Below are 22,589 nucleotides of genomic sequence, written 5' to 3'. Positions count from 1 at the left end.
CCGCCGTGCCGCCGTGTCGCCGTCGCCGGGCCCGCTTCTTCCTTTTCAGTGTATGAGCAATAGGTGTGATCATCGCCATATGCCATAAAACTGGACGAAGGGGTACAAGTCATGGCCCAGGTCGGCGCCCCTCGCGGGAGGACATGCTCCAGGAGCCCCCGCTCCCGCACGCTCCGCTCCGCCGCCACCCTCACCAGCGCGGTGCTCGCCGTCTCCGTCCTGGCCGGCTGCAGCTCCGCGGACGGAGCCGACGAGGCCCCGGCCGCCGGGCCGGACCACGCGCCCGCCGCGCGGGACAGGGTCGCCGACGGCGGCACGCTGCGCTGGGCGATGGACGCGATGCCCACCACCCTGAACGCCTTCCAGGCCGACGCCGACGGATCCACCTCCCGCGTCGCCGGAGCCGTACTCCCTTCGCTCTACACCCTCGACGGGCGCGGGCGGCCGCAGCGCAACCCGGACTACCTGGAGTCCGCCCAGGTGGTCGAGACCGAGCCCAAGCAGGTCGTCCTCTACAAGCTCAACCAGCAGGCGGTCTGGAGCGACGGCCGCGAGATCGGCGCCCCCGACTTCGTCGCGCAGTGGCGGGCGCTGAACGGCCGGGACACCGCCTACTGGACCGCGCGCAACGCCGGCTACGAGCGGATCGAGAAGATCGAGCGCGGCAAGAACGACCTGGAGGTACGGGTCACCTTCGCCAAGCCCTACGCCGACTGGCAGTCCCTCTTCACCCCTCTCTACCCGAAGGAGGTGATGGGGGCCCCGAACAGCTTCAACGACGGCGCGCGCACCACGCTGAAGTCGACCGCAGGACCGTTCCTCCTCAAGGCGGCCGATCGCAAGGCCGGCACCGTCACGCTGGCCCGCAACCCGCGGTGGTGGGGTCAGCCCGCCAAGCTCGACGAGCTCGTCCTCAGGGCGGTGCCTCGCGCCGACCGGGTCGCCGCGCTCGCCGCCGGCACCCTCGATCTGGCCGAGATCGACCGGGCCGCCGCGGAGCGCATCGCGCTCGCGGTACGGGACGCCCGCGCCGGAAAAAGCGGCGGACAGGCGCTCGCACACGGCCCCGGCGCGGCGATCACCCCCTCGGCGGCGCTCAGGTCGTGGGCCTTGGCGTACGGGTCCGACGAGGAGCGGGCGGAGGTCGTCCGGGCCGCCCGGGAGAAGAACCAGCAGGCCATCGCGCGGTACGCGACCGAGCAGAGCGGGCTCGGGAGGCTCGTGGTGCGCAAGTCGCTGGAGCCCGCGTACACCCAGCTCTCGCTCAACGGAGAGTCCGGTCCGCTGGCCGACGAGCGGGTGCGCAGGGCGGTGGCCCGGGCCATCGACCGGCAGGAATTGGCCGAATCCGTACTCAAGCCGCTCGGGCTGCCGGCCAAGCCGCCGGGCAGCCATCTGGCGCTGGCCGGACAGGCGGCGTACGCGGACAGCAGCGACGCTCTCGGCGACCAGGACACCGAGGAGGCGCGGGCGCTGCTCGCGGACGCGGGGTGGGTGCCGGGCGGCGCGAACAAGAAGCCGGCCGGGACGAAGGCCGGCAGTGAGGCGGGGAAGCAGGCCGCCGAGAAGGAGGCGGCCGAGAAGAAGGCCGCCGAGAAGCAGGGCGCCGAGACGGCCGCCGACAAGAAGGAGACGGCCGAGAAGAAGGGGACGGCCGAGAAGAAGCCCGCGGGCACGTCCGACAAGGCCGGGAAGCCTGAGGCCGACGTCGCCTCGAACGACGGCCTCTACATCGTCGGCGACGACAAGCCGGGCGGTACCGCCGCCCGCGTGGACGGCAAGGCCGGCGAGCCCGCCATCGGCCCCGCGGGCCCCGAGAGCGGCACCACCATCCTCGCCCCGGCCCCCGGCGCCGCGCTCCAGAACGTGGCCCTGCTCCGCCAGGCGGCCTCCCTCGACACCGACCGCGGTGCCGCCATGGAGGCCAAGGCCCCGGACGCGGGCCTGTCCGACCGCGGCGTCGCCGGCGCCTACGCCCCCCGCGGCACCGCCGCCCCCGCCGTCCCGGCCGCCGCCCCCCAGGGCCTGGGCAAGGACGGCAAGCCGCTCAGCCTGCGCTTCGTCCTTCCCTCGGGCCCCGGCTCGGAGTCGCTCCGGGCGGTCGGGGACAGGATCGTCCGGATGCTCGACGCGGTCGGCATCCAGACCGAGATCACCAAGGTCGCCGACGACAGCTTCTTCAAGGACCACATCGCCTCCGGCGACTACGACCTGGCCCTCTACTCCTGGCCGGCCACCGCCTTCCCCGCGACCGACGCGCGGCCGATCTACGCCAAGCCCGAGCCGGCCTCGGACGGCTCCCTCCTGGTCGAGCAGAACTACTCGCGGGTCGGCACCGACCGTATCGATCAACTGTTCGAACAGGCGGTGGTCGCGCTCGACGAGGAGGAGGCCCGCGATCTCGTCCGCCAGGCGGACGCCCGGATCTGGGCCGCCGCCGGATCGATTCCCCTCTATCAGCGCCCCCAGCTGGTGGCCGCCAAGCCCGAAGTGGTGAACGCGGGCGCCTGGGGCTTCGCGGCCCCCCGCTACCAGGACATCGGGTTCAAGAAGCCCGAAACGGCCAAGGGCGCGGAGCGCAACACCGAGAAATAACGGAAAGAGCAGGTCACAACCTCAGATGCAGCTCAAGTTCCTTGCCCGCCGGTGATCCCGGCGGGCAGGATCACGTCCGGCCCCTTGACCCGGCTGGTTTCTCCGCGCGACCCCCAGCGCATCGCACCACCGAGGCATCCCAAAGCCTCCACCGAGGCATCCCAAAACCTCCAGTAGACCCTCTCGAATCCGGGTGGGGAAGCCCCTTGCGCGGCAGCCCCGTACCATAGGACGTAGCCGTGGCGCGTCCGCCCGGCGGGCGTAAGAGGAACTGACGCCGCATCCCACGATCCGAGAGAAGCGCAAGCACCCATGCCCACGCGCCACGACATCCGTAACGTCGCCATCGTCGCCCACGTCGACCATGGCAAGACGACCATCGTCGACGCCATGCTCAAGCAGGCCGGTGCCTTCGCCGCCCACCAGCACCTCGACGACCGCATGATGGACTCGAACGACCTGGAGCGTGAGAAGGGCATCACGATCCTCGCCAAGAACACGGCGGTGAAGTACCACCCCAAGGACGGCGGGGCCCCGATCACGATCAACATCATCGACACCCCCGGCCACGCCGACTTCGGTGGCGAGGTCGAGCGCGGTCTGTCGATGGTGGACGCGGTCGTCCTTCTCGTCGACGCCTCCGAGGGCCCGCTTCCGCAGACTCGCTTCGTGCTCCGCAAGGCGCTCCAGCAGCGCCTGCCCGTCATCCTCTGCATCAACAAGACCGACCGTCCGGACTCCCGGATCGACGAGGTCGTCAACGAGACCTACGACCTCTTCCTCGACCTGGACGCGGACGAGGACCAGATCGAGTTCCCGATCGTCTACGCCTGCGGCCGTGACGGCGTCGCCTCGCTGACCAAGCCGGAGGACGGCACGGTCCCGGCGGACTCCACCAACCTGGAGCCGTTCTTCTCCACCATCCTCGAGCACGTCCCGGCCCCGGTGTACGACGAGGCCGCGCCGCTCCAGGCCCACGTCACCAACCTCGACGCCGACAACTTCCTCGGCCGTATCGCACTGCTCCGCGTCGAGCAGGGCGAGCTGCGCAAGGGCCAGACGGTCGCGTGGATCAAGCGGGACGGCACGATCTCCAACGTCCGCATCACCGAGCTGATGATGACCGAGGCGCTCACCCGCAAGCCGGCCGAGGTGGCCGGCCCCGGTGACATCTGCGCCGTCGCCGGTATCCCCGACATCATGATCGGTGAGACGCTGGCCGACCCGGAGAACCCGATCGCGCTGCCGCTGATCACGGTCGACCAGCCCGCCATCTCGATGACCATCGGTACGAACACCTCGCCGCTCGTCGGCCGCGGTGGCACCGGCAAGGGCGCGGACGCCAAGTCCGCGGTCAAGGACCGCAAGGTCACCGCCCGCCAGGTGAAGGACCGCCTGGACCGCGAGCTCATCGGTAACGTCTCGCTGCGTGTCCTCGACACCGAGCGGCCGGACGCCTGGGAGGTCCAGGGCCGTGGTGAGCTCGCGCTCGCCATCCTGGTCGAGCAGATGCGCCGCGAGGGCTTCGAGCTGACCATCGGCAAGCCGCAGGTCGTCACCAAGGAGGTCGACGGCAAGGTCCACGAGCCGGTCGAGCGTCTGACGGTCGACGTGCCCGAGGAGCACATGGGCGCGGTCACGCAGCTCATGGGTGTCCGCAAGGGCCGCATGGACAACATGTCCAACCACGGCTCCGGCTGGGTCCGCATGGAGTTCGTCGTCCCGTCCCGTGGCCTGATCGGCTTCCGTACGGAGTTCCTGACCAACACCCGCGGTACGGGCATCGCCCACTCGATCCACGAGGGTCACGAGCCGTGGTTCGGCACCCTGACCACCCGTAACAACGGCTCCCTGGTCGCCGACCGGGCCGGCGCGGTCACCGGTTTCGCGATGACCAACCTGCAGGAGCGCGGCGTGCTGTTCGTCGACCCCGGCACCGAGGTGTACGAGGGCATGATCGTCGGCGAGAACTCCCGCGCCGACGACATGGACGTCAACATCACCAAGGAGAAGAAGCTCACCAACATGCGCTCCTCCTCCGCCGACTCCTTCGAGGCGATCGTCCCGCCGCGCAAGCTGTCGCTGGAGCAGTCGCTGGAGTTCTGCCGCGACGACGAGTGCGTCGAGGTGACCCCGGAGGCCGTGCGTATCCGCAAGGTCGTCCTGGACCAGAAGGAGCGCGGCCGTACGGCCTCGCGCGCCAAGAACAACTGAGGTCACTCGCGCGCGGCCGATCGGTGATCTCCGCCGCATCGAGCTGACGTAGTGTCAGGACAGGGCCCGGGCCCCCACAGTCACTGTGGGGGCCCGGGCCTTTCGTCAAATCCATTTCATGGGCGGGCTGTCCGGATATCGGTCGTCGCTCTCCGGAACGTGTGTTAACGGTCCGTTTCGGGGGTGTCTGTCTGTGATCAGTTTGTCCGGATTTCGGTTTTAGGGCCCCTGGTGATGTTGCCAAAACGAGACCACTTAAGTGTGGTTTACAGCCCGGACGTACTTAATAGTTGGCTCCATTGAGCTCGGGTCAATGGGTCACGCACTGTGGGGAGTGCCGACTCACGAGCACACTCGGGGCACTTGAGTGCATCGCCGTCAGGGGTGTCGGCAGACTCGAAGTGCCCCTCTTGTAGTGACAAGTGGACTCATGAGGAGGAACCCATGCGCGGTGCCAAGAGCGCCAAGTGGGTAGTGGGCGCGATCGTCGTCGCCCTGGCAGCGACCGCCTGTGGCGGGGGTAACGGCGGCGGCAGCGACGCCAAGGGTGAGGTTGACCCGAACGGGATCTTCTCGATCGAGGTGGGCGAGCCGGAGAAGCTCCTGCACCCGGCCGACACGATGGAGTCCAACGGCTCGATCGTCCTGTCCGGTCTGTTCTCGCAGCTGGTGGACTACACCGCCGACGGCAAGCTCACCATGGTGAACGCCGAGTCGGTGGAGACCACGGACAGCAAGCTGTGGACCGTCAAGCTCAAGAAGGGCTGGACCTTCCACGACGGCACCCCGGTGACCGCCAAGTCCTACGTGGACGCGTGGAACTGGGCCGCCAACGTCAACAACCAGCAGGGCAACGCCTCCTGGTTCTCCGACATCAAGGGCTCCGAGGCCCTGCTGCCGGAGAAGGAGGGCGCCAAGCCCACCGCCGACAAGCTCACCGGCCTGAAGATCGTCGACGACTCGACCTTCACCATCGAGCTCAAGGGCGCGGTCCCGTACTTCGCCTACAAGCTCGGCTACGAGGTCTTCTCGCCGCTGCCGGAGTCCTTCTACAAGAACCCGAAGGCTGCGGGCGAGAAGCCGGTCGGCAACGGTCCCTACAAGTTCGAGTCGTGGGACCACAAGAAGCAGATCAAGATCGTCCGTTACGACGCCTACAAGGGTGAGAACAAGGCGAAGAACGGCGGTGTGATCTTCAAGAACTACACCGGCCTCGAGCCCGCCTACGAGGACCTGAAGTCCGGCAACCTCGACGTCATCCGTCAGGTCGGCCCGAAGGACCTCCCGGTCTACCACCAGGACCTCGGTGACCGTGCCGTGGACGCCGACCAGTCGGCGATCCAGTCCATCGCGGTCGCGTTCTACGCCGACCAGTGGAAGAAGCCCAAGAAGGTCGACCCGAAGGTCATCCAGGGCCTCTCGATGGCGATCGACCGCGCCACCATCACCAAGACGGTGCTGCAGGGTACGCGTGAGCCGGCGACCGGCTGGGTCGCCAAGGGCGTCCTCGGCTTCCAGCCGAACGCCGCGGGCGACATCACCAAGTTCGACCCGGCCAAGGCCAAGGAGCTCATCAAGGCCGGCGGTGGCGTTCCCAACAACGCCATCACCATCCAGTTCAACGCGGACGGCGGCCACAAGGAGTGGGTCGACGCCGTCTGCAACAGCATCACCCAGTCCACCGGCGTGAAGTGTGTCGGTGACAGCAAGGCCGACTTCCAGGCCGACCTGGCCGCCCGCAAGGCGAAGCAGGTCAAGTCCCTGTACCGCTCGGCCTGGACGCTCGACTACCCGGTGAACGCCAACTTCCTCCGTGACCTGTTCAAGACGGGCGCGTCCGGCAACCAGGGTGACTTCTCCAACCCGGCGCTCGACGCGAAGATCGCGGCGGCCGACTCCGCGGCCTCCCTCGAGGAGTCGGTGAAGGCCTACCAGGAGGTGGAGAAGGAGCTCGTCAACCTGATGCCCTCCATCCCGCTCTGGTACTACAAGGTCAACGCGGGCTACTCCGAGAACGTCAACGGCGTCCGCTACGCGCAGGACGGCGACCCGGTTCTCGAAGAGATCACGGTCAACAAGAAGTAATCACCCAAGCGTAGTCCGCTAGCCGTAAGGCGAGGGGCCGACGGCCACACACCGTCCGCCGGCCCCCGCCGAAGGCGATACGCAGTGGCTGGGGGGCCCTTCCACGACATCCGCGTACCCACAGGGGCGCGGTTGCCGGGGGAGGGCCCATAGCGCTGCGGCTGTCACATCTCAACGGAGGCATGATGGGGCGCTATGTCGTACGACGACTGCTCCAGATGATCCCGGTCTTCATCGGGACAACCCTGCTGATCTTCCTCATGGTCTACAGCCTGCCCGGCGACCCCGTGGCGGGTCTGTTCGGCGACAAGGCTGCCAACCCGGCGACCGTGGCCAAGATCAGACACGAACTGGGGCTGGATCAGCCGATCCTGCAGCAGTACGCCAATTACATGTGGAACATCATCGCTCACTTCGACTTCGGCAACCAGATCCGCAACGGTCGCCCGGTCACCGAGGTCCTGGGCGACGCGTTCCCGGTCACGCTTCAACTCGCCGCGCTGGCCTTCGCGTTCGAGCTGATCTTCGGCATCACGCTCGGCGTCGTCGCCGGTCTGCGCGCCGGCCGCATGGCCGACAACGCGGTCCTGATCTTCACGCTGCTGATCATCTCGGTACCGGTCTTCGTCCTCGCCTTCATCATCAAGATGGTCTTCGCGTTCGAGCTCGGCTGGATCGCGCCGAACGTCAGCAACGATCAGCTGCTGTCCGAGATGATCGCGCCCGCCATCGTCCTCGGTGGTCTGTCGCTGGCGTACGTGGCCCGGCTGACCCGTACCTCCATGGCGGAGAACCTGCGCGCCGACTACATGCGCACCGCCGTGGCCAAGGGCCTGCCCAAGCGCCGGATCATCGGTGTCCACCTGATGCGCAACTCGATGATCCCCGTCGTCACCTTCCTCGGTACCGACATCGGCGCCCTGATGGGCGGTGCGGTCGTCACCGAAGGCATCTTCAACGTCAAGGGCGTCGGCGGCCTGATCTACGAGTCGATCATCCGCCGCGAGGGCACCACACTGGTTGGCCTCGTGACGATCCTGGTGCTCGTCTACCTCGCCACCAGCCTGATCATCGACCTGCTGTACGCGGTCCTGGACCCGAGGATCCGTTATGCCTGACGTGACCAAGACCGCCGTGACCGCCGTCGAGGACGCCATCGCGCCCCCCTCCGCGGCGGAGCCCGCAGCTCCGGAGCAGAAGAAGGAAAAGGCTCGCAGCCTCTGGGGCGACGCCTGGGTGGACCTGCGCCGCAACCCGTACTTCCTCGTCTCGTCGGTGCTGATCTTCATCCTGCTGGTCATCACCGCGCTCCCCACCCTCTTCACGGGGGCCTCGCCCACCACCGGCGACCTGGTCCACCACTACCTGGGCCAGCCGGAGCTGGGCAAGATCGGCTCCGAGGGCTGGCTCGGTTACGACGGCCAGGGCCGCTCCGTGTACGCCCGCCTGATCCACGGCACCCGTGCCTCGGTCATCGTCGGCATCTGCGTCACCGCGATCGTCACCGTCATCGGCGGCATCATGGGCATGATCGCCGGCTACTTCGGCGGCATCACGGACGCGATCCTCTCCCGGGTCACCGACATCTTCTTCGGTATCCCGTTCCTGCTCGGCGCCATGGTCGTCCTGCAGTCCTTCACCGAGCGCACCGTGTGGGTCGTCGTCTTCGCCCTCGCGTTCCTCGGCTGGACGCAGATCACCCGCGTCATGCGCGGTGCGGTGATCACCGTCAAGCAGGCGGACTACGTCCACGCGGCGAAGGCGCTCGGCGCCGGCACGACCCGGATCCTCTTCCGGCACATCCTGCCGAACGCCATGGCCCCGGTGATCGTCGTCGCGACCATCGCGCTCGGCGGCTACATCTCGGCCGAGGCGACCCTGTCGTACCTGGGTCTGGGTCTCTCCGCGCCGACCATCTCGTGGGGTGTCGACATCTCCGCCGGTGTCCAGCAGATCCGTACGGCACAGCACATCCTGCTGTACCCGTCGATCATGCTGAGCATCACCGTTCTGGCGTTCATCATGCTCGGCGAAGCCGTCCGCAACGCCCTCGACCCCAAGCTGCGCTGAGGAGGGCGTAAGACGTGAGCATCATCGACAAGACCGCGACCGTTCCCGCGCCGCGCGACGGCGACGACTACAACGGTCCCCTGCTCGAAGTCCGTGACCTGCATGTGGAGTTCCACACCCGAGACGGTGTGGCCAAGGCGGTCAACGGTGTCAACTACAGCGTGAACGCGGGGGAGACGCTCGCCGTGCTCGGCGAGTCCGGCTCGGGCAAGTCCGTCACCGCGCAGGCCATCATGGGCATCCTCGACATGCCGCCGGGCAAGATCCCGCAGGGCGAGATCTTCTTCCGCGGCGAGGACATGCTCAAGATGTCCTACGAGGAGCGCCGGAGGATCCGCGGCCGCAAGATCGCGATGATCTTCCAGGACGCGCTGTCCTCCCTCAACCCGGTCCTCACCGTCGGCTACCAGCTCGGCGAGATGTTCCGGGTGCACCACGGCCTCTCCAAGAAGGAGGCCAAGCTCAAGGCCGTCGAGCTGATGGACAAGGTCAAGATCCCGGCCGCCGCGGCCCGGGTCGACGACTACCCCCACCAGTTCTCCGGCGGTATGCGCCAGCGCATCATGATCGCCATGGCGCTCGCCCTGGAGCCCGACCTGATCATCGCGGACGAGCCCACCACGGCGCTCGACGTGACGGTCCAGGCCCAGGTCATGGACCTCCTCGCGGAGCTCCAGCAGGAATACAACATGGGCCTGATCCTGATCACCCACGACCTCGGTGTCGTCGCCGACGTCGCGGACAAGATCGCGGTCATGTACGCGGGCCGGATCGTCGAGACCGCCCCCGTCCACGAGCTGTACAAGCGCCCGGCCCACCCGTACACCCGGGGTCTGCTCGACTCGATCCCGCGCCTGGACCAGAAGGGCCAGGAGCTGTACGCGATCAAGGGTCTGCCGCCCAACCTGCTCCGGGTGCCGACCGGCTGCGCCTTCAATCCGCGCTGCCCGAAGGCCGACGACATCTGCCGCACGGAGATCCCGGCGCTCGCGCCGGTCGCCGAGCAGGACGGCACGGAGCTGCCCGGCCGCGGCAGCGCCTGCCACTTCTGGAAGGAGACGATCCATGGCTGAGCTCAGCAAGGCTGCACCTTCGGCCGAGGGCCCGGCCGCGGACGCGACTCCGAACGTCACCGAGGTGGAGACGGTCGAAGCGGCCACCGAGGCGGAGGCCGTAGCCGCCCTCGAGGCACCGGTCGAGCGCGGGGAGCCGATCCTCCAGGTGCGCAACCTGGTCAAGCACTTCCCGCTGACCCAGGGCATCCTGTTCAAGAAGCAGGTCGGCGCGGTCAAGGCCGTGGACGGGGTCTCCTTCGACCTCTACCAGGGCGAGACCCTCGGCATCGTGGGCGAGTCCGGCTGTGGCAAGTCCACGGTCGCCAAGCTGCTGATGAACCTGGAGCGGGCGACCGCGGGCGAGGTCTTCTACAAGGGCCAGGACATCACCCGGCTGTCCGGCCGTGCCCTGAAGGCCGTTCGCCGCAACATCCAGATGGTGTTCCAGGACCCGTACACCTCGCTCAACCCGCGTATGACGGTGGGCGACATCATCGGCGAGCCCTTCGACATCCACCCCGAGGTGGCCCCGAAGGGCGACCGGCGCCGCAAGGTGCAGGAGCTGCTCGATGTGGTCGGTCTGAACCCCGAGTACATCAACCGCTACCCGCACCAGTTCTCCGGCGGTCAGCGCCAGCGCATCGGCATCGCCCGAGGCCTCGCGCTCAACCCGGAGATCATCATCTGCGACGAGCCGGTCTCGGCCCTGGACGTCTCCGTCCAGGCGCAGGTCATCAACCTGATGGAGAAGCTGCAGGACGAGTTCAACCTCTCCTACGTCTTCATCGCGCACGACCTGTCGATCGTCCGGCACATCTCCGACCGGGTCGGCGTCATGTACCTCGGCAAGATGGCCGAGATCGGTACGGACACGCAGATCTACGACCACCCGACGCACCCCTACACCCAGGCGCTGCTGTCGGCGGTCCCGGTTCCGGACCCCGAGGCCCGTGAGGGCCGCGAGCGGATCATCCTCACCGGTGACGTCCCCTCGCCGGCCAACCCGCCGTCGGGCTGCCGCTTCCGCACCCGGTGCTGGAAGGCCGAGGAGAAGTGCTCCACCGAGGTTCCGCTCCTCGCGATCCCGGAGCGCTTCCAGGGCCAGGACACCCCGGCCGCGCACGAGTCGGCGTGCCACTTCGCCGAGGAGAAGGACGTCGTCCACGCGGCGTAGTTCTCCCCGCTGTCGATGACGAGGGCGCTCGGACCACATCGGTCCGGGCGCCCTCGCCGTGTGTCCGGGCCGGAAATCCGGACTCGTACGGGCGTCAATGACGTGCATTCCACCCCATAACTGGTGATATTGAACTCTCAGTCATGGTTGGGACACTCAGGAGGCACCTGATGCGCGGAGCCACGCACGCCAAGTGGGCGGCCACGGCCGTCGCGGTCGCCCTCGCGGCGACCGCTTGCGGCGGTGGCGACGACAGCGGCGGCAGTGGCGCCGACGGGATCGTGAGCTCCTCCTGGGGTGATCCGCAGAACCCGCTGGAGCCGGCGAACACCAACGAGGTCCAGGGCGGCAAGGTCCTCGCCATGATCTTCCGCGGCCTCAAGCAGTACGACCCGAAGACCGGCGAGGCCAAGGACATGCTCGCCGAGAAGATCGAGACGACCGACTCGACCAACTTCAGGATCACCCTCAAGAACGGCTGGACCTTCTCCAACGGCGAGAAGGTGACCGCCAAGTCCTTCGTCGACGCTTGGAACTACGGCGCCCATCTGAAGAACAACCAGAAGAACGCCTTCTTCTTCGGCCAGATCGAGGGGTACGACCAGGTCCACCCGGAGGAGGGCCAGGCCAAGGCCGAGACCATGTCCGGCCTGAAGGTCGTGGACGACAGGACCTTCACGGTCAAGCTCTCCCAGAAGTTCTCCACCTGGCCCGAGACGCTCGGCTACGCCGCTTTCGCCCCGCTGCCCAAGGCGTTCTTCGACGACCACGCCGCCTGGCTCTCCAAGCCCGTCGGCAACGGCCCGTACACCGTCGACTCGTACTCCAAGGGCTCGCAGATGGCCCTGAAGCGGTGGGACGGCTACCCCGGTGAGGACAAGGCGCAGAACGGCGGCGTGACCCTCAAGGTGTACACCGACAACAACACCGCCTACACCGACCTGACGGCCGGAAACCTCGACCTCGTCGACGACGTGCCCGCCTCCCAGCTCAAGAACGTCCAGGCGGACCTGGGCGATCGGTACATCAACGTCCCCGCCGGCATCATCCAGACCCTGTCCATCCCGTTCTACGACAAGGCATGGGACACCCCCGAGGGGGACAAGGTCCGCAAGGGCATCTCCCGGGCGATCAACCGCGAGCAGATCACCGAGACGATCTTCCAGAAGACCCGGACCCCCGCCGTCGACTGGACCTCCCCGGTCCTGGGCGAGGAGGGCGGCTACAAGGACATCTGCGGAGACTTCTGCAAGTACGACGCGGCCGAGGCGAAGAAGCTGGTCGCCGAGGGCGGCGGCATCCCCGGCGGCACGATGAAGATCTCCTACAACGCCGACACCGGCTCCCACAAGGAGTGGGTGGACGCCGTCTGCAACTCCATCAACAACGCCCTCGGCAACAACAGGGCCTGCGTCGGCAACCCCGTCGGCACCTTCGCCGACTACCGCAACCAGGTCACCACCCAGAAGATGACCGGGCCGTTCCGGGCCGGCTGGCAGATGGACTACCCGCTCATCCAGAACTTCCTCCAGCCGCTGTACTACACCAACGCCTCCTCCAACGACGGCAAGTGGACGAACCCCGAGTTCGACAAGCTCATCGACCAGGCCAACGCGGAGCCCGACACCAAGAAGGCCATCGAGACCTTCCAGAAGGCCGAGGAGGTCCTGCGGGACGACATGGGTGCCATTCCGCTCTGGTACCAGAACGGCAGCGCCGGCTACTCGGAGCGGGTCTCCAACGTGGCCCTGAACCCGTTCAGCGTCCCCGTCTACAACGAGATCAAGGTCGACTGACGCAAGGGAAGCGGCACACGGCCCGGCGTCCCCCCGCGCCGGGCCGTACGCCTTCCTCACACCCCCGGAGCCCCTCATGGGTCGTTATGTGATCCGGCGTCTGCTGCAGATGATCCCGGTCTTCTTCGGCGCCACCCTGCTGATCTTCCTGATGGTGAACGTGATGGGCGACCCCGTCGCCGGACTCTGCGGCGACCGCGCCTGCGACCCGGCCACCGCCGCCCAGCTGAGGAAGGAGTTCGGCCTCGACAAGCCGGTCTGGCAGCAATACCTGACCTACATGGGCAACGTCTTCACCGGCGACTTCGGCACCGCCTTCAACGGCCAGCCCGTCACCGAGCTGATGGGCAACGCCTTCCCGGTCACCATCCGCCTCACCCTCGTCGCGATCGTCTTCGAGATCGTCATCGGCATCACGTTCGGCGTCGTCACCGGTCTGCGCCGCGGCCGCCCCGTCGACACCGGCGTGCTGCTGCTGACCCTGGTCGTCATCTCCGTCCCGACCTTCGTCACCGGCCTGCTCCTCCAGCTCCTCCTCGGCGTCAAATGGGGCTGGATCAGACCGGCCGTCTCGCCCGAGGCCCCCGTCGACGAGCTCATCGTCCCCGGCCTCGTCCTCGCCTCCGTCTCGCTGGCGTACGTCACCCGGCTCACCCGGACCTCGATCGCCGAGAACAAGCGCGCCGACTACGTCCGTACCGCCGTCGCCAAGGGCCTGCCGCGCCGCCGGGTCATCACCCGCCATCTGCTGCGCAACTCGCTGATCCCCGTGGTGACCTTCATCGGCACCGATGTCGGCGCGCTGATGGGAGGTGCCATCGTCACCGAGCGGATCTTCAACATCCACGGCGTCGGTTACCAGCTCTACCAGGGCATCGTCCGCCAGAACACCCAGACCGTGGTCGGCTTCGTGACCGTCCTCGTCCTGGTGTTCCTGGTGGCCAACCTGCTCGTCGACCTCCTGTACGCCGTACTCGACCCGAGGATCCGCTATGCCTGAGCCGAACTACGACGAAGGAGCCGCCATCGCGCCCACCGGCGCCGGTGGCGCCGTGGACCTCGCGATGAGCGAGGGCGAGACCCTGGAGAAGGTCCCCGGCGGCCCGCAGGGCACAGGACCCGCCGGCAAACCCCGCTCCCTGTGGTCCGACGCCTGGCACGACCTGCGCCGCAACCCCGTCTTCATCGTCTCCGCGCTCGTCATCCTCTTCCTGGTCGTCATCTCGATCTGGCCCTCCCTGATCGCCTCAGGAGACCCGCTCGACTGCGACCTCGGCAAGGCCCAGGAGGGCTCCCAGCCCGGCCACCCTTTCGGCTTCAACGGCCAGGGCTGCGACGTCTACACCCGTACGGTCTACGGCGCCAGGACCTCCGTCACCGTCGGCGTCCTCGCCACCCTCGGCGTCGCCGTCCTCGGCTCCGTCCTCGGCGGACTCGCGGGCTTCTTCGGCGGCGGCTGGGACGGGATCCTCTCCCGGATCACCGACGTCTTCTTCGCCATCCCCGTCGTCCTCGGCGGACTCGTCCTGCTCTCGGTCGTCACCAGCAACACCGTCTGGCCCGTCATCGGCTTCATGGTCCTGCTCGGCTGGCCACAGCTCTCCCGCATCGCGCGCGGCTCCGTCATCACCGCCAAACAGAACGACTACGTGCAGGCGGCCCGCGCCCTCGGCGCCTCCAACTCCCGCATGCTGCTGCGCCACATCGCACCGAACGCGCTCGCGCCCGTCATCGTCGTGGCGACCATCGCCCTCGGCACCTACATCGCCCTGGAGGCGACCCTCTCCTTCCTCGGCGTCGGCCTCAAGCCGCCGACCGTGTCCTGGGGCATCGACATCTCCTCGGCCTCCCAGTACATCCGCAACGCCCCGCACATGCTGCTCTGGCCGGCGGGCGCGCTGGCCGTCACCGTGCTCGCCTTCATCATGCTCGGCGACGCGGTGCGCGACGCCCTCGACCCCAAGCTGAGGTAGACGCCCATGCTGCTCGAAGTCCGCGACCTGCACGTGGAGTTCCACACCCGGGACGGGGTGGCCAAGGCGGTCAACGGTGTCGACTACTCCGTGGACGAGGGCGAGACGCTCGCCGTGCTCGGCGAGTCGGGCTCCGGCAAGTCCGTCACCGCCCAGGCCGTCATGGGCATCCTCGACATGCCCCCGGGGAGGATCACCAGCGGCGAGATCCTCTTCCAGGGGCAGGACCTGCTGAAACTCAAGGAGGAGGAGCGGCGCAGGGTCCGCGGCGCGAAGATGGCGATGATCTTCCAGGACGCGCTCTCCTCGCTGAACCCGGTGATCAGCGTCGGCGACCAGCTGGGGGAGATGTTCCAGGTCCACCGGGGCATGTCGAGGAAGGACTCCCGCACCAAGGCCGTCGAGCTGATGGACCGGGTCCGCATCCCGGCGGCCAAGGAACGGGTGGGCCAGTACCCGCACCAGTTCTCCGGCGGCATGCGCCAGCGCATCATGATCGCGATGGCGCTCGCGCTCGAACCCGACCTGATCATCGCCGACGAGCCGACCACCGCCCTCGACGTCACCGTCCAGGCCCAGGTGATGGATCTGCTCGCCGAGCTCCAGCGTGAACTCAACATGGGCCTCATCCTCATCACCCACGACCTCGGCGTGGTCGCCGACGTCGCCGACAAGATCGCCGTGATGTACGCCGGCCGGATCGTCGAGCACGCCCCGGTCCACGAGATCTACAAGTCGCCCGCGCACCCCTACACCAAGGGCCTGCTCGAATCGATTCCGCGCCTGGACCAGAAGGGCTCGGAGCTGTACGCGATCAAGGGCCTGCCGCCGAACCTCCTCGCCATCCCGCCCGGCTGCGCCTTCAACCCCCGCTGCCCCCTGGCCCAGGACCGGTGCCGCACCGACGTACCGCCGCTCTACGAGGTGACCGAGTCCCCGGTGCCGCGCACGAGCGCCTGCCACTACTGGAAGGAGTGCCTCCATGGCTGAGGCTCGCGGCGAGGCCAGCCTCCAGCGCGAGGCCATCCTCCAGGTCCGGGATCTGTACAAGCACTACCCCCTGACCCAGGGCATCCTGTTCAAGAAGCAGGTCGGGGCGGTCAAGGCGGTCGACGGTGTCTCCTTCGACCTCGCGCCCGGCGAGACCCTCGGCATCGTGGGCGAGTCCGGCTGCGGCAAGTCGACCGTGGCGAAGATGCTGGTGAACCTGGAGCGCCCGACGGCCGGCTCCATCTCGTACAAGGGCGAGGACATCACCAAGATGTCCGCGAAGGCCCTGCGCGCGGTGCGGCGCAACATCCAGATGGTGTTCCAGGACCCCTACACCTCGCTCAACCCCCGGATGACCGTCGGCGACATCATCGGAGAGCCGTACGAGATCCACCCCGAGGTCGCCCCCAAGGGCTCGCGCCGCAGGAAGGTCCAGGACCTGCTCGACGTCGTGGGCCTCAACCCCGAATACATCAACCGCTACCCGCACCAGTTCTCCGGCGGTCAGCGGCAGCGCATCGGCATCGCCCGCGGCCTGGCGCTCCAGCCGGAGATCATCGTCGCCGACGAGCCGGTCTCGGCGCTCGACGTCTCCGTCCAGGCGCAGGTCGTCAACCTCCTGGAGAATCTCCAGGCCGAGTTCTCGCTGTCGTACGTCTTCATCGCCCACGACCTGTCGATCGTGCGGCACATCTCCGACCGGGTCGGGGTGATGTACCTCGGCCGGATCGTCGAGATCGGCACCGACGCGGAGATCTACGACCACCCCACCCACCCCTACACCCAGGCGCTGCTCTCCGCCGTCCCCGTCCCCGACCCCGAGGCCCGCGCCCACCGTGAGCGCATCATCCTCACCGGTGACGTGCCCTCCCCGGCCAACATCCCCTCCGGCTGCCGCTTCCGGACCCGCTGCTGGAAGGCCCAGGAGCGCTGCGCCCTGGAGGTCCCCGCGCTGGCCGTCCCCGCCGTCTTCCGGCTCACCGACTCCCCGGCGAAGCACGACTCCGCCTGCCATTTCGCCGAGGAGAAGCACGTGGTCCCGACGGAGGACGAAGGGAAGTAGCCGCAGAGGAACCGGTCGCGGCATCACGCGAACGACCGTCAGATTCGTTAACGCACAGGCAACTTCACCGACCCTGCTCCGATATACGAACAAGGCAAGCTCGTCAGCGTACGGCCGTGCGGGTGCCGTAGGCCGGCCGGGACGCGCCATGTCGTCCCGGCCGGCCGGCCGTTCGCGGGCGTATGCGGAATGCCTTGTTTCGGCAGACCGCGACCGTGAGTATCGGTGTGGTGACAGTGACTCGCGCAGCACGTCTCACCGGAGCCGCCCTCTGTGTCGCGCTCGCCCTGATCGCCGTCGGCTGGATCCTCCGGGACCTCGCCGTCACCACCGGCTCGCCCGCCGATCTCGCCTGGTACTGGGCCGGGGACCATCGTCTGCCGCTGCGCGGCCGGTCCGCCACCTCCGGGCTCGATCCGGTCCTGATCGTCGTCTACGTGACCACGGCCGTCGCCGCTCTCCGCTCCCCGGTCGCCGCCTCCGCGCTCGCCGCCACCGGAGCCGTCACCCTCGCCGTACGGCTGCCGGGGCTCTGGGCTGCCGCCACGGGCTCCGCCGCGCTGGTCACCACGCTGCTCGAACTCGCCATCGGCGCCGCGCTCCTCGTCACCGCCGCCGCCGGCCGCCGCAGCGCCGACTCGGCGTACGAGCCCCTCCCGACCCGTCCCCGCCCGGGACCCGCCGTCGCCGCGGGCGTCCTGCTCCTCCTCTCCGGCCTCGTCTGGGCGGCCTGGGAGGTCCACTGGGCGCTCGAACTCCCCGCCGAGATCACCGTCGACCGGTTCACCGGCGGCCGCTCGGTCCTCGCGCCGCTGCTCGCGCCCCCGCCCGGCTGGCTGACCGCCGTCCTGGTCCTGCTCGCCCTGACCGCGGGGGCCAGCGCCTTCGCCCGTCCCCCCTACGCCCGCCCCCTCGGGCTGGTCGCCGGGGCGCTGCTGTGCGGCTGGGGCGTCATGGGCCTCGCCCTGGCCGCCCGGTACGAGCTCCTCGGCCGTTTCCCCGGGCTCTACGGCGTCGAGCGGCTCTCCCTTCTCACCTCGCTCTTCGACCTGCTCGCCGGAGCCGCGGTGCTCGCCGTCCTCGCCGGCCGGGGCGAACAGCCCGCCGCCCCCGCCCCGCCCTGGACCCCGGCCCGGCCGCCCGCCCCGCCGTCCCCGCCTCCACCCGGGTGGTGATCCGGCGGGAGCCCTTAGGTGAGCCCGAGCGACCGCTTGAGGAAGTCCACCTGAAGCAGCAGCAGGTTCTCCGCCACCTGCTCCTGCGGCGTCATGTGCGTCACGCCCGTCAACGGCAGCACCTCATGGGGCCGGCCCGCCGCCAGCAGCGCCGAGGACAGCCGCAGCGTATGGGCCATGACGACATTGTCGTCCGCCAGACCATGGATGATCATCAGCGGCCGCGCCGGATTCCCCGGCGCCGACAGACCGTCGTCGGTCACCAGCGAGTTCGCCGCGTACACCTCCGGACTCTCCTGCGGCATCCCCAGATACCGCTCCGTGTAGTGGGTGTCGTACAGCCGCATATCGGAGAGCGGAGCCCCCGCGATCCCGGCATGGAAGACGTCGGGCCGCCGCAGCACCCCGAGCGCGGCCAGATAACCGCCGTACGACCAGCCCCGAATGGCCACCCGGCCCAGATCGAGCGGGAACTCCCCGGCGAGCGCGTGCAGCGCCTCGACCTGGTCGTCCAAGGTCGGCGTCAGATCGTCCTTGATCGCCTTCTCCCAGGCGGGCGACCGGCCCGGCGACCCCCGCCCGTCCGCCACGATCACGGCGAAGCCCTGCTCGGCGAACCACTGGGACGTCAGATGCGGATTGTGCGCGGCGAGGACCCGCTGGCCATGGGGCCCGCCGTACGGATCCATGAGGACGGGAAGAAGTCCGTCACCTTCCTCGTACCCCGAGGGGAGCAGGACGGCGCACGGAATCCGCCGTGCGCCCCCCTCCAGTAGACGCACCCGCGCGGACAGCACCGGCCTCTCCGCGTGCGAGGCGACCACCGCGATCTCCGCGCCGTCCCGCAGCACCCGCACCACGCTCCCCGGCGCGTCCGGCACGGCGGAGGACAGCACCGTCACCGCACCGCACCGCACCGCCGAGTGAATTCCGGTCTCCGACGAGACCCGCTCCACCCCCCGCTCGTCGACCCGGTACACATGGATCTCGCCGGTCTCCGGCTCGGCCGCCTCCTCGCCGGCCGACGCGGACACCAGGACGTCGTTCTCCCCGATGTCCAGCACCGCCCGAACCTGGAGCCGCGCCCCGGTCAGCGCCCGGTCCCCGACCGCGAGAACCCGCGCCCCGCCCTCGTCGGCGATCCGCACCAGGCGTCCCTCCGGAGACCAGGCGGGCACCCCCGGCAGCAGCTCCAGCCACACCGGGTCCTCGTCCACATGCACCGTCCGGGTCGCCCCGGTCACCGTGTCCACCGCCAGATGAAGCTGGGTGCGCTGGTCACGAGCCTGTACGAGGATCAGCGGAGCCCCGCCCCGCGACCAGTGCACCCGCGCCAGATACGGGTACCGCTCCCGGTCCCACACGACCTCCGTGCGCTCCCCGGCCAGATCCACCAGATACAGCCGCACGTCCGCGTTGGGCGTGCCCGCCGCCGGGTACGCCACCATCCGCGGCTCCCGGTCCGGATGCGCCGGGTCCGCGATCCACCAGCGCCGCACCGGCCGGTCGTCGGCCCGGGCCACCAGGAGCCGGTCCGACTCCGGCGACCACCAGAAGCCCCGCGTGCGGTCCATCTCCTCGGCCGCCACGAACTCCGCCAGACCGTACGTCGTGTGGCCGTCCTCCGGCTCCGCCAGCGCCCGGTCGCCCTCCCCGTCGGCGCCCGTCACCCGCAGGGCGCCCCGCGCCACGTACGCGACGTGCCGGCCGTCCGGAGACGGCCGGGGATCGATCACCGGCCCCGGCACCGGCAGCTCCCCCGCCGTCCCCGCCCGCAGCTCCGCCACGTACAGCCGCCCCGACAGCGCGAACGCCGCCAACTCCACGGCCCCGTCCACCGCGTAGGCCACGATCCCGCCCGAGCCCTCCCGGCTCCGCTCCCGCCGGGCCCGCTCCTCGGCCGACAACTCCTCGGCGGCGCCCGCGAGCAGCGCCTGCGGATCCGCCGCGATCCGCTCCCGCGCCTCGCCGTCCGCGCTCTCCGGTTCGAGGACCCACAGCGCGTGCGAGCGGTCCGTGCCGGACGACGACCGCAAGAACACCACACGTTCACCGTCGGGGGAGACGGTGAAGGAGCGGGGGACGCCCAGGGTGAAGCGCTGCGTCCGGGCGTACTGACGAGGGAACGAGAGCGGGAACGACCGCTGTTGCCTGGAGGTCATGCGACCGAACCTAGCCCTGTGCGCCCCCTTGTGCCCCCGTACACCATCGATGCGGAGCCACACATAGTTATGATCCGTAGCGCTAGGTGGGTAGGGGACACCTGGCACATGCTCGCCGAACTGACCGACCGAATATCCGACCGAAGAAGTGTGGAGGTGAACCGCCGTGGCACTCTCGATTTCGGCGGTGGTGCTGCTGGCGATCGTCGTCTTCCTGCTGATCCGGAAATCCGGGCTGAAGGCTGGACATGCGGCGGTCTGCGCGCTCCTCGGGTTCTACCTGGCGAGCTCCTCCATCGCCCCGTCCATCAGCACGCTCACCACGAACGTGGCGGGCATGATCGGCGGCCTCAAGTTCTGAGCCCCGTGCAGGTCACCGGCCCCGCCTCGTAGGGTGGGGCCATGACGGATCTCCCAGCCCGTCGTCTGCTCCTGGTGCACGCGCACCCCGACGACGAGTCGATCAACAACGGCGCCACCATGGCCAGGTACGCGGCAGAGGGCGCGCTCGTCACCCTGGTGACCTGCACGCTCGGCGAGGAGGGCGAGGTCATCCCGCCCGAACTCGCCCACCTCGCACCCGACCGGGAGGACCGGCTCGGCGACCACCGCGTCGGTGAACTCGCCGCCGCGATGAAGGAGCTGGGCGTCACCGACCACCGCTTCCTCGGCGGCCCCGGCCGCTTCCGCGACTCCGGAATGATGGGCGCCGAGCAGAACCGGCGTGAGGGCGCCTTCTGGAACACGGACGTCGACGCCGCCGCCCCGCACCTCGTCGAGGTGATCCGCGAGACCCGCCCGCAGGTCCTGATCACCTACGACCCCGACGGCGGATACGGCCACCCCGACCACATCCAGGCCCACCGGGTCGCCATGCGCGCCGCCGAGCTGGCCGCCGACGCCGCCTACCGGCCCGATCTCGGCGCCGCCCACACCCTCACGAAGATCTACTGGAACCGGATCCCCCGCCCGGTCGCCGAGGCAGGCTTCGCCCGGCTGCGCGCCGAGGGCGCCGACTTCCCCGGCGTCGCGGAGATCGGCGACCTGCCCGGTGTGGTCGACGCGTCGCTCATCACCACCGAGATCGACGGCGGAACGGTCTGGGCGGCGCGCAAGACCGCCGCGATGCGCGCCCACGCCACGCAAATCGCCGTCGACGGCCCCTTCTTCGCCCTCTCGAACGACCTGGGACAGCCGATCTTCACCACGGAGTACTACCAGTTGGTCAGCGGTACGCCGGGCGCACCGGCGGGCGCGCGCGAGAACGACCTCTTCGCGGGCGTGACGGCATGAGTGTCCGGATCGTCTGGTACGTACTCCTGCTCGTCCTCGGAGCGCTGGTCGGAGCGGCGGGCTCGCTCGCCCAGAACGCCTGGTTCCCCGGGGGGTTGGCCGTCGCCCTGCTCGCCACCGCGGCCGTCTTCTACGGCGGACTGCGCGCCACCGACACCCAGCTCGGCATCGTGGCCCCCGGAGCCGGCTGGCTCGCCGCCATCATCCTGCTCAGCCTCGGACGGCCGGAGGGTGACGGTGTCTTCGGCGGTGGATTCGCGGAGATGCTCTACCTCCTGGGAGGTATGGCCCTCGCTGTGATGTGTGCCACCATGGCGCGGCTGACGCGACCGGCCCCGTGAGCAGGCCGACTTGAGCGGAGAGGTGCCCGGACTTCGGCCGGAATGCCCTGTGCCCGATCCCCGGCCGTCGGGTGCGTGGCGGCGGCGGACAGTATGGTGGTGCGCGCCGCCGAGCCGCCCGGGTACACGAGCACCAGCAAGAGAGCGGGCGGTGGAGCCAACCGGGAGAACCTGCTTTGAGTCGTGAAACTGGTCGAGAGACTGACAGTTCGTCCTCCGGCGCCCAGGGGCGCGGTGGAGCCGCGTACCCGTCGGGTACACCGCCGTACGGAACGCGCCAGTATCCGTCGCTCCACCCCACGCAGGACGGGACCGACGACGCTGCCGACACCGCGGCCGCGCCCGCCCCGCAGCGGCCGGAGGAGCCGAAGACCGAGACCACGCTGACGACCCGGATCCGGATCAACATCCCGGGTTCACGGCCGATCCCGCCCGTGGTGGTCCGCAAGCCGGTCGCGGAGTCCCACGCCGGGGCCTCGGCCCCGCCGTCCGCGGAGGCGCCCTCGGAACCGGAGCGCGCGGCGCCGGCACCCGCTGCCCCGGCGGCCGCTCCGGCGGAGCCGCCGAAGGCGGAGGAGAAGCCGGCCAGCGACTGGTTCGCCC

17 protein-coding genes and 1 pseudogene are annotated in these 22,589 nt (G+C 69.2%); 17 read left to right on the top strand and 1 reads right to left on the bottom strand.

The window, feature by feature from the left end; all coding sequences use genetic code 11:
- The first annotated feature begins 111 nt into the window (after window positions 1-111).
- From J7E93_RS01615 to J7E93_RS01555, 13 genes are all read left to right on the top strand, one after another.
- On the top strand, window positions 112-2,595 hold the full coding sequence (locus tag J7E93_RS01615; RefSeq protein WP_215065393.1) for an ABC transporter family substrate-binding protein: 2,484 nt from the start codon (window positions 112-114) through the stop codon (window positions 2,593-2,595).
- A gap of 312 nt (window positions 2,596-2,907) precedes the next feature.
- Window positions 2,908-4,809: a translational GTPase TypA gene (typA, locus tag J7E93_RS01610; RefSeq protein WP_215065392.1), complete on the top strand. Its 1,902-nt coding sequence runs from the start codon at window positions 2,908-2,910 to the stop codon at window positions 4,807-4,809.
- Between the two features lie 444 nt (window positions 4,810-5,253).
- Window positions 5,254-6,894 carry an ABC transporter substrate-binding protein gene (locus tag J7E93_RS01605; RefSeq protein WP_215065391.1) on the top strand — a complete coding sequence of 547 codons (1,641 nt, stop codon included), beginning with the start codon at window positions 5,254-5,256 and terminating at the stop codon, window positions 6,892-6,894.
- Window positions 6,895-7,079: 185 nt separating this feature from the next.
- Window positions 7,080-8,012, top strand: a complete 933-nt coding sequence (locus tag J7E93_RS01600) for an ABC transporter permease (RefSeq protein WP_215065444.1) — start codon at window positions 7,080-7,082, stop codon at window positions 8,010-8,012.
- The gene (locus J7E93_RS01595; protein WP_215065390.1) at window positions 8,005-8,964 is read left to right on the top strand and encodes an ABC transporter permease; all 960 of its coding nucleotides are present in this window, start codon (window positions 8,005-8,007) and stop codon (window positions 8,962-8,964) included. The genes J7E93_RS01600 and J7E93_RS01595 overlap by 8 nt, the downstream gene beginning before the upstream one ends.
- Window positions 8,965-8,978: 14 nt before the next feature.
- Entirely contained in the window at window positions 8,979-10,037 is a 1,059-nt protein-coding gene (locus J7E93_RS01590) for an ABC transporter ATP-binding protein (protein WP_215065389.1), read from the top strand.
- The gene (locus J7E93_RS01585) at window positions 10,030-11,193 is read left to right on the top strand and encodes an ABC transporter ATP-binding protein (RefSeq protein WP_215065388.1); all 1,164 of its coding nucleotides are present in this window, start codon (window positions 10,030-10,032) and stop codon (window positions 11,191-11,193) included. Before J7E93_RS01590 ends, J7E93_RS01585 begins: the two co-directional genes overlap by 8 nt.
- Window positions 11,194-11,363: 170 nt before the next feature.
- Window positions 11,364-12,989, top strand: a complete 1,626-nt coding sequence (locus J7E93_RS01580) for an ABC transporter substrate-binding protein (RefSeq protein WP_215065387.1) — start codon at window positions 11,364-11,366, stop codon at window positions 12,987-12,989.
- Between the two features lie 76 nt (window positions 12,990-13,065).
- Window positions 13,066-13,989, top strand: coding sequence for an ABC transporter permease (locus tag J7E93_RS01575; RefSeq protein WP_215065386.1), 924 nt, complete (start codon window positions 13,066-13,068; stop codon window positions 13,987-13,989).
- A complete protein-coding gene (locus J7E93_RS01570; RefSeq protein WP_215065385.1) occupies window positions 13,982-14,962 on the top strand; it encodes an ABC transporter permease in 981 nt (326 codons plus the stop codon). The genes J7E93_RS01575 and J7E93_RS01570 overlap by 8 nt, the downstream gene beginning before the upstream one ends.
- Window positions 14,963-14,968: 6 nt before the next feature.
- Complete coding sequence (locus J7E93_RS01565; RefSeq protein ID WP_215065384.1) at window positions 14,969-15,952, top strand: ABC transporter ATP-binding protein; 984 nt, start codon at window positions 14,969-14,971, stop codon at window positions 15,950-15,952.
- On the top strand, window positions 15,945-17,015 hold the full coding sequence (locus J7E93_RS01560) for an ABC transporter ATP-binding protein (RefSeq protein WP_215065383.1): 1,071 nt from the start codon (window positions 15,945-15,947) through the stop codon (window positions 17,013-17,015). The genes J7E93_RS01565 and J7E93_RS01560 overlap by 8 nt, the downstream gene beginning before the upstream one ends.
- Window positions 17,016-17,245: 230 nt before the next feature.
- Entirely contained in the window at window positions 17,246-18,190 is a 945-nt protein-coding gene (locus J7E93_RS01555; protein ID WP_308367535.1) for a hypothetical protein, read from the top strand.
- Window positions 18,191-18,204: 14 nt separating this feature from the next.
- On the opposite strand, the gene J7E93_RS01550 is transcribed toward J7E93_RS01555, so the two are convergent.
- On the bottom strand, window positions 18,205-20,352 hold the full coding sequence (locus J7E93_RS01550) for a S9 family peptidase (RefSeq protein ID WP_215065382.1): 2,148 nt from the start codon (window positions 20,350-20,352) through the stop codon (window positions 18,205-18,207).
- 166 nt (window positions 20,353-20,518) lie between these two features.
- On the opposite strand from J7E93_RS01550, the gene J7E93_RS01545 reads away from it, so the two are divergent.
- From J7E93_RS01545 to J7E93_RS01530, 4 genes and pseudogenes are all read left to right on the top strand, one after another.
- Window positions 20,519-20,713, top strand: coding sequence for a hypothetical protein (locus J7E93_RS01545; RefSeq protein ID WP_137993529.1), 195 nt, complete (start codon window positions 20,519-20,521; stop codon window positions 20,711-20,713).
- Between the two features lie 41 nt (window positions 20,714-20,754).
- Window positions 20,755-21,645 carry an N-acetyl-1-D-myo-inositol-2-amino-2-deoxy-alpha-D-glucopyranoside deacetylase gene (gene mshB / locus J7E93_RS01540; protein ID WP_215065381.1) on the top strand — a complete coding sequence of 297 codons (891 nt, stop codon included), beginning with the start codon at window positions 20,755-20,757 and terminating at the stop codon, window positions 21,643-21,645.
- Window positions 21,642-21,986: a DUF6113 family protein gene (locus J7E93_RS01535; protein ID WP_215065380.1), complete on the top strand. Its 345-nt coding sequence runs from the start codon at window positions 21,642-21,644 to the stop codon at window positions 21,984-21,986. Before mshB ends, J7E93_RS01535 begins: the two co-directional genes overlap by 4 nt.
- Window positions 21,987-22,162: 176 nt before the next feature.
- Window positions 22,163-22,589, top strand: a pseudogene (locus tag J7E93_RS01530) (hypothetical protein); the annotation flags it as partial.

Origin of the sequence: Streptomyces sp. ISL-36 (genome assembly GCF_018614205.1) — a bacterium.
Classification (GTDB): Bacteria; Actinomycetota; Actinomycetes; order Streptomycetales; family Streptomycetaceae; genus Streptomyces.
This window is presented reverse-complemented; position numbering and strand designations above follow the sequence as displayed.

Excerpts from the sequence above, each read along its gene's own strand:
- J7E93_RS01615 (WP_215065393.1), top strand. The coding sequence starts at position 112 with ATGGCCCAGGTCGGCGCCCCTCGCGGGAGGACATGCTCCAGGAGCCCC.
- typA (WP_215065392.1), top strand. The coding sequence starts at position 2,908 with ATGCCCACGCGCCACGACATCCGTAACGTCGCCATCGTCGCCCACGTC.
- J7E93_RS01605 (WP_215065391.1), top strand. The coding sequence starts at position 5,254 with ATGCGCGGTGCCAAGAGCGCCAAGTGGGTAGTGGGCGCGATCGTCGTC.
- J7E93_RS01600 (WP_215065444.1), top strand. The coding sequence starts at position 7,080 with ATGGGGCGCTATGTCGTACGACGACTGCTCCAGATGATCCCGGTCTTC.
- J7E93_RS01595 (WP_215065390.1), top strand. The coding sequence starts at position 8,005 with ATGCCTGACGTGACCAAGACCGCCGTGACCGCCGTCGAGGACGCCATC.
- J7E93_RS01585 (WP_215065388.1), top strand. The coding sequence starts at position 10,030 with ATGGCTGAGCTCAGCAAGGCTGCACCTTCGGCCGAGGGCCCGGCCGCG.
- J7E93_RS01580 (WP_215065387.1), top strand. The coding sequence starts at position 11,364 with ATGCGCGGAGCCACGCACGCCAAGTGGGCGGCCACGGCCGTCGCGGTC.
- J7E93_RS01575 (WP_215065386.1), top strand. The coding sequence starts at position 13,066 with ATGGGTCGTTATGTGATCCGGCGTCTGCTGCAGATGATCCCGGTCTTC.
- J7E93_RS01570 (WP_215065385.1), top strand. The coding sequence starts at position 13,982 with ATGCCTGAGCCGAACTACGACGAAGGAGCCGCCATCGCGCCCACCGGC.
- J7E93_RS01565 (WP_215065384.1), top strand. The coding sequence starts at position 14,969 with ATGCTGCTCGAAGTCCGCGACCTGCACGTGGAGTTCCACACCCGGGAC.
- J7E93_RS01560 (WP_215065383.1), top strand. The coding sequence starts at position 15,945 with ATGGCTGAGGCTCGCGGCGAGGCCAGCCTCCAGCGCGAGGCCATCCTC.
- J7E93_RS01550 (WP_215065382.1), bottom strand. The coding sequence starts at position 20,352 with ATGACCTCCAGGCAACAGCGGTCGTTCCCGCTCTCGTTCCCTCGTCAG.
- mshB (WP_215065381.1), top strand. The coding sequence starts at position 20,755 with ATGACGGATCTCCCAGCCCGTCGTCTGCTCCTGGTGCACGCGCACCCC.
- J7E93_RS01535 (WP_215065380.1), top strand. The coding sequence starts at position 21,642 with ATGAGTGTCCGGATCGTCTGGTACGTACTCCTGCTCGTCCTCGGAGCG.